This window comes from Myxococcus vastator (assembly GCF_010894475.1).
Lineage (GTDB): Bacteria > Myxococcota > Myxococcia > Myxococcales > Myxococcaceae > Myxococcus > Myxococcus vastator.
This window is the reverse complement of record NZ_JAAIYB010000513.1, coordinates 1-5,609: the sequence shown is the minus strand read 5'-3', so window position 1 is coordinate 5,609 and position 5,609 is coordinate 1. Positions and strand designations below refer to the sequence as shown.

Annotated in this window: 6 protein-coding genes; 1 reads left to right on the top strand and 5 read right to left on the bottom strand. The window is 66.5% G+C overall.

Annotated features, from left to right (window positions below):
- The coding region (locus tag G4D87_RS32775; RefSeq protein ID WP_240358801.1) for a DUF481 domain-containing protein at positions 1-750 on the top strand (750 nt) is incomplete at its 5' end.
- 81 nt (positions 751-831) lie between these two features.
- Here the strand turns inward: G4D87_RS32775 and G4D87_RS32770 are convergent.
- The 5 genes from G4D87_RS32770 to G4D87_RS32750 are packed head-to-tail and all read right to left on the bottom strand — an operon-like array spanning position 832 to position 5,538.
- Complete coding sequence (locus G4D87_RS32770) at positions 832-1,287, bottom strand: cytochrome C oxidase subunit IV family protein (protein WP_163786620.1); 456 nt, start codon at positions 1,285-1,287, stop codon at positions 832-834.
- A gap of 14 nt (positions 1,288-1,301) precedes the next feature.
- Positions 1,302-1,970: a cytochrome c oxidase subunit 3 family protein gene (locus G4D87_RS32765; RefSeq protein WP_163786619.1), complete on the bottom strand. Its 669-nt coding sequence runs from the start codon at positions 1,968-1,970 to the stop codon at positions 1,302-1,304.
- On the bottom strand, positions 1,960-3,630 hold the full coding sequence (gene ctaD / locus G4D87_RS32760; protein WP_163786618.1) for a cytochrome c oxidase subunit I: 1,671 nt from the start codon (positions 3,628-3,630) through the stop codon (positions 1,960-1,962). The genes G4D87_RS32765 and ctaD overlap by 11 nt, the downstream gene beginning before the upstream one ends.
- Positions 3,614-4,660 (bottom strand): cytochrome c oxidase subunit II, encoded by a 1,047-nt coding sequence (coxB, locus tag G4D87_RS32755; RefSeq protein ID WP_163786617.1) that lies wholly within the window; start codon positions 4,658-4,660, stop codon positions 3,614-3,616. The genes ctaD and coxB overlap by 17 nt, the downstream gene beginning before the upstream one ends.
- Positions 4,657-5,538, bottom strand: a complete 882-nt coding sequence (locus G4D87_RS32750; protein ID WP_163786616.1) for an SCO family protein — start codon at positions 5,536-5,538, stop codon at positions 4,657-4,659. Before G4D87_RS32750 ends, coxB begins: the two co-directional genes overlap by 4 nt.
- Between the last annotated feature and the right edge of the window lie 71 nt (positions 5,539-5,609).

Below are 5,609 nucleotides of genomic sequence, written 5' to 3'. Positions count from 1 at the left end.
GCCCCGGCCCCCGCGCCCGCCACCGACAAGAAGCCGGGCGTGTGGGACGTCACCGTCGGCATGGGCCTCATCTCGCTGACGGGCAACGCCTCCACCCTGACGGTGAGCGGCCTGGCCAGCGCCCAGCGCACGACGGACAACTGGATTTACGCCGTCAGGTCCTACGGCTCCTATGGCCGCAGCCGTCCGCCCGAAGTCACGGGGGAGGATGCCCTGTCCCAGGTGGTGGCGTTCAACGCGGGCCTGGAGCTGCGCGGCGACCGGCGCTTCACCGAGGTCATCAGTGGCTACCTGCTGGCGGGCGCGGAGACGGACCACGTGAAGAGCATGGAGTCGCGCACCTTCGGCGAAGGCGGTCTGGGCGTGCTGTGGTGGGATGAGAAGAAGGAGAAGGGCCGCGAGTCCTACCTCCGCACGGACGCCGCCTTCCGCTACGCCCACGAGACGCGCTTCCAGTACTACCCCACGCGGATGGACCTGCCGAACGTCGACCTGGGCGGCCCCCGCTTCGGCGCGGTGTTCCGCTACGGCCTGGCGCAGAACGTCACCTTCAAGGAGGACGTGGAGGTGCTGGTGAGCGTCATCGGCGACTCGCGCATGCTGTTCAACAGCCAGACGCAGCTCTCCGTGGGGCTCACCAAGAAGCTGTCGCTGGGCACCAGCTTCGTGGTGAGGCACGACAGCGCGCCGCCTCCGGGCAAGGTGTCCACGGACACCGCGCTGGCGCTGAACTTCGAAGTGCTGCTGTAGCCCGCAAAAGCAACGCGGCGCCGGGGAAGTCCCTCGGCGCCGCGTGCGTGTGGCGTGTGGCGGTGGGCCGCCCCGGCTGCCTTACTGCTTGGGCGCGCCGGACTCCTCGCCCATCTTCCCTTCCTTGCGGATGGCGCCGCCGTAGCGGCCTTCCTGCGCGTCCGCGCCGATGTCGAGCGCTTGCAGGTCGCTGTACGTCGAGCCCGGAGGCGTGGCGCCGCGGTAGCGGGTGCCCAGGTCCACCAGCGGAATGGCGAGCATCAGCAGCACGAAGAGGATGGAGACGGCGAAGACCAGCCGGTTGGCGCCGCGGTGGTCAATCAGGTGCATGAAGTACAGCAGCACCAGCGTGCCCTTGGTGGAGGCGATGACGAGCGCCAGCACCAGGCCCCACGTGGGGATGTGGATGCGGCCGGTGAGGACCGTGACGACCGTCAACACCAGCAGCAGGCCCCAGATGAGCCAGTAGCGGCCCGCTCCGTGGTGCTCCTCGCGCATGTTCTGTTCTTCTTCCCGGGATTCGTTGGCAATGCCCATGGTGGAGGAACCCTTCAAACGAGGTACAGCATCGGGAAGAGGAAGATCCACACCAGGTCGACGAGGTGCCAGTACATGCTGCCCAGCTCGACCATCGTGTAGTTGTTCGGCCCGAAGTCGGCCTTCTTCAGCGCGCGGACCATGGAGAAGGCCAGCACGACCATGCCGATGACGACGTGCAGACCGTGCAGCGCCGTCGAGCAGAAGTAGACCGTGAAGTACAGGGGCACGCCCGGAAGCTGGATGCCCTCATACGAGTAGAAGCGGCCCGGCAGCGTGCCAATCTCGAACTTGTGGTGGTACTCGAAGTACTTGATGACGAGGAAGCCGACGGCCATCACCAGGGTGAGGGCAATCTGCACCGCGACCATCTTGTTCTTCCCCTCCTTCGCGTAATGCACCGCGAGCGCCGCGGTGAGCGAGGAGGTGATGAGCACCACCGTGTTGATGGTGCCCAGCGTCAGGTCCAGGCTTCGGCTGGCGGCGGCCCACGCCTCCGGGAAGAGGAAGCGGTAGACGCCGTAGCAGATGAAGAGGCCGGCGAAGAGCAGGATTTCCGTCGCCAGGAACAGCCACATGCCCAGGCGCGCGGCGTGGTTCTGCACCTCCAGCGACGCGAAGTGGCCGGCGAGCCGGGGGACGGGCAGGGCGGCGCCCCCGGCGGCGTGAGAGCTAGACTGCATCGGGCACCTCGGCCTTCTTGGGGTCCACGTAGAAGTGGGGCTCCTCCGGGAACACCGGCTGCGGCCCCACGAAGTTGTGGGTCGGCGGCGGCGACTCGGACATCCACTCGTAGCCCTTGCTGCGCCACGGGTTCTTGCCGGACGCCTTGCCGTAGACCAGGGCGTACGTCAGGTACATCGCGATGATGATGAACCCGAACGCCAGCAGGGACGCGCCCGCCGTGGAGGCCACGTTCAGCGCCTGGAAGCGCTCCGGGTACTCGTAGTAGCGGCGCGGCATGCCGTTGTTGCCCAGGAGGAACTGGGGAATGAACGTGGCGTTGAAGCCCAGGATGATGAGCGCCGCGGACACCAGGCCCCACCCCTCGTGGTACGTGCGCCCGAACATCTTCGGGAACCAGTAATGGAGGGCGGCCAGGAAGGCCATGATGGTCGCGCCCACCATGATGAAGTGGAAGTGCGCCACCACGAAGTAGGTGTCGTGCCACGGGACGTCCAGCGACACCGTGCCCAGCGCGATGCCCGTCATGCCACCGAACACGGTGAAGAACAGGAAGCCGCAGAAGTAGGCGAAGGGCGTCCTGAAGTCGACCGCGCCCTTGTAGACGGTGCCCACCCAGTTGAAGACCTTGATGGCGGTGAACACACCCACCAGCATGGTCAGCACGCCGAACAGACCGCCCGTGAAGGTGGACTGGCCGGACACGAACATGTGGTGGCCCCAGGCGAAGAAGCCGACGAAGGCGATGCCCAGGCTGGAGTACGCCACCGCGCGGTAGCCGAAGATGTTCTTGCGGCTGTAGGTCGCGACGACCTCGCTCATCACGCCGAAGGCGGGGAGCACCATGATGTACACGGCCGGGTGGCTGTAGAACCAGAACAGGTGCTGGAAGAGCACCGGGTCACCGCCGCGGGCCGGGTCGAACATGCCGAACCCGAACAGGTTCTCCACCGTCACCAGGCACAGCAGCAGACCGATGACGGGCGTGGCCAGCACCTGGATGCAGCTGGTGGCGTAGATGGCCCACACGAACAGCGGCATCTTGAACCAGGTGATGCCCGGCGCCCGCATGGTGTGGCACGTCACGATGAAGTTGATGCCCGTGACGATGGAGCTGAACCCGATGATGAACGCGCCGAACAGCACCGGCGCCACCGTGGTCGTCGTGTGCGCGCTGTACGGGGTGTAGAACGTCCAGCCCGTGTCCAGGCCGCCGTTGAGCATGCCCCACAGCGCCAACATCGCGCCGGCCAGGTAGATGTAGAGCGACAGCAGGTTCAGCCGGGGGAAGGCCACGTCCTTGGCGCCCAGCATCAGCGGCAACATGAAGTTGCCGAAGACGGCGGGGATGGCCGGAATCATGAACAGGAAGATCATGACCAGGCCATGGAGCGTGAACGTACGGTTGTACGTCATCGCGTCCATGATGGTCGGGCCCGGCGTCAGCAGCTCCACCCGGATGAGCAGCGCGAAGATGCCGCCCACCAGGAAGAACAGCAGGACCCAGAACAGGAACATGAGCCCGATACGCTTGTGGTCGACCGTCAGCAGCCACGACTTGATGGTGGTGCCGTCGACCAGGTAGTTCGGGTGATGGTCGTGATGCTCCTCGGGCGCGGGGGTGGCGCCCGGGGCTGCGATGCTACTGGATGGCGTCATAGGCGGGTCCCTCGGAGGCGCCCTCGCGGACGTTCGGAGTGCGAAGCGACTTGATGTACTCGACGATGGCGGCCGTCTCCGGGCCCTGCAGCTTGCCCTGGTAGGTCGGCATCACGTTCTGGTAGCCCGCCACCAGGTGGGCGCCCGGGTCCATCATCGACTGGGTGATATAGGCCTCGTCCACGCGGATGCTCTGGCCGTCCTCGAGCTGCTCCACGCGGTCATACATGCCCAGGAAGGTGGGGCCGATGTGCTGCGAGCCGTCCACCGAGTGGCACTTGAGGCAGCCCTGCGTGCCCGCGAGCACCTGGCCCTGCTCCACCATGCGCGCCACCGGCGGCACCAGGGAGTTGTCCGCCAGCGCGTCCTGACGGTCCTGCAGGCGGCCGCGGCGCTGCTCCTGGATCCAGTTCTCGTACTCCTCCTGCGGGAGCACGACGACCTCGGCCAGCATCTTCGAATGCGACAGGCCGCAGTACTCGGTGCACAGCACCTGGTACGTGCCCGGCTTGGTCGCCTCGAACCAGATCTGCGTGTAGCGGCCCGGCAGCGCATCCATCTTGATGCGGAAGGCCGGCACGTAGAAGGAGTGCAGCACGTCACGCGAGGTGATGAGCAGACGCACCGGGCGGTTGGCCGGCACGTGCAGCACGTTCACCCCGTTGGGGCCCTCCGGGTAGGAGAACTTCCACATCCACTGCTTGCCCATGACGTAGACGTCCATCGCGTCCTTGGGCGGCGTGGTGACCCACGTGAAGTCCCGGAACCCGATACCGAACCAGGCCAGGAAGAACACGAGGGGAACGGAGACGAAGAGGAACTCCGTCTTCAGGGTGGGGACGACGTACTCCGTCGCCTGCGCCGGGAGGCGGCGGCGGTAACGGAAGAAGAAGAACAGGGCCGCCAGACCGACCGCCGTCGACATCACCATCGTCGTACCCACGACGAAGTGATGCAGCGTGTCGATGCGCTCCGCGAACGTGGACGCGGCCTCCGGGAGGAACAGGATATCGTTGAGAAGCTCGCTCATGCCGCCGCGCCTTTCTTCAGCTCGCGCCTCCAGAAAAAGATCAGCATCGTCGCCAGGGCGCAGAACACGGCAATGCCGCCCAGGCGGATGAACCCGAAGATGTAGAAGCCATACCGCCGACTGGCGGTGTCATACTTGAAGCAGGACAGGATGATCTGATCGAAGCTGGTACCCACGCGGCCATTGGCCGCCTCCAGCAACGCCAGCTTCATGTCCGAGGGGGGAAACGTCGTCCCGTAGAGATACCGGGAGATGCTGCCCTCCGGCGTGAGCACGTGCACCACGGCCGCGTGGGCGTACTGCTTCGTGCTCTCGTCGTAGGTGTATTTGAAGCCCAGGGCGTCCGCGAGCCGGCGAATCTCCGCGTCCGTCCCCGTCAAGAAGTGCCAGGGGGCCGTCTCCGGCTTGCCCATGGACTGCAGGTGCCGCCGCCGCCGCTCCAGGCTCTGGGCCGGGGTGTCGTCCGGGTCGATGCTGACGGTGACGGCTTCGTAGTCCTTGCCCAGCTCGAGCCCGAGCTCCTTCATGGACTGCACCTGGGCGTTGAGCACCAGGTTACAGAGCATGGGGCAGTTGTAATAGACGAGCGTCAGCAGCGTGGGCAGCGACTTCGGCACCACGTCGCCCAGGCGCACCTCGCGCCCGGAGGCGTCGAGGAAGCGGGTGTCCATGGGCACCAGCTCCCCCAGGTGCTCCTGCACGTCCACACCCTGGATGGGGGGCGGCAGGTCCCGCTGCGCCTCCAGGATGGCCCGGGGCGTCTTCCCGGCACCCGGCATGGCGGAGGCCGGCGCCGAGACGGCCAGCACCAGCGCCGCCGCGGCGAGCAAGCCCGCGCGGCAGGCGCGCGGAAGGATGTAGGAGCAGGTGGACATCATTGCAGGACGGCTCTTACGACAGGGGAGCGGTGATGGCTACTGCTGCGGCGACGGAGGCGTCTGCCCGGGAG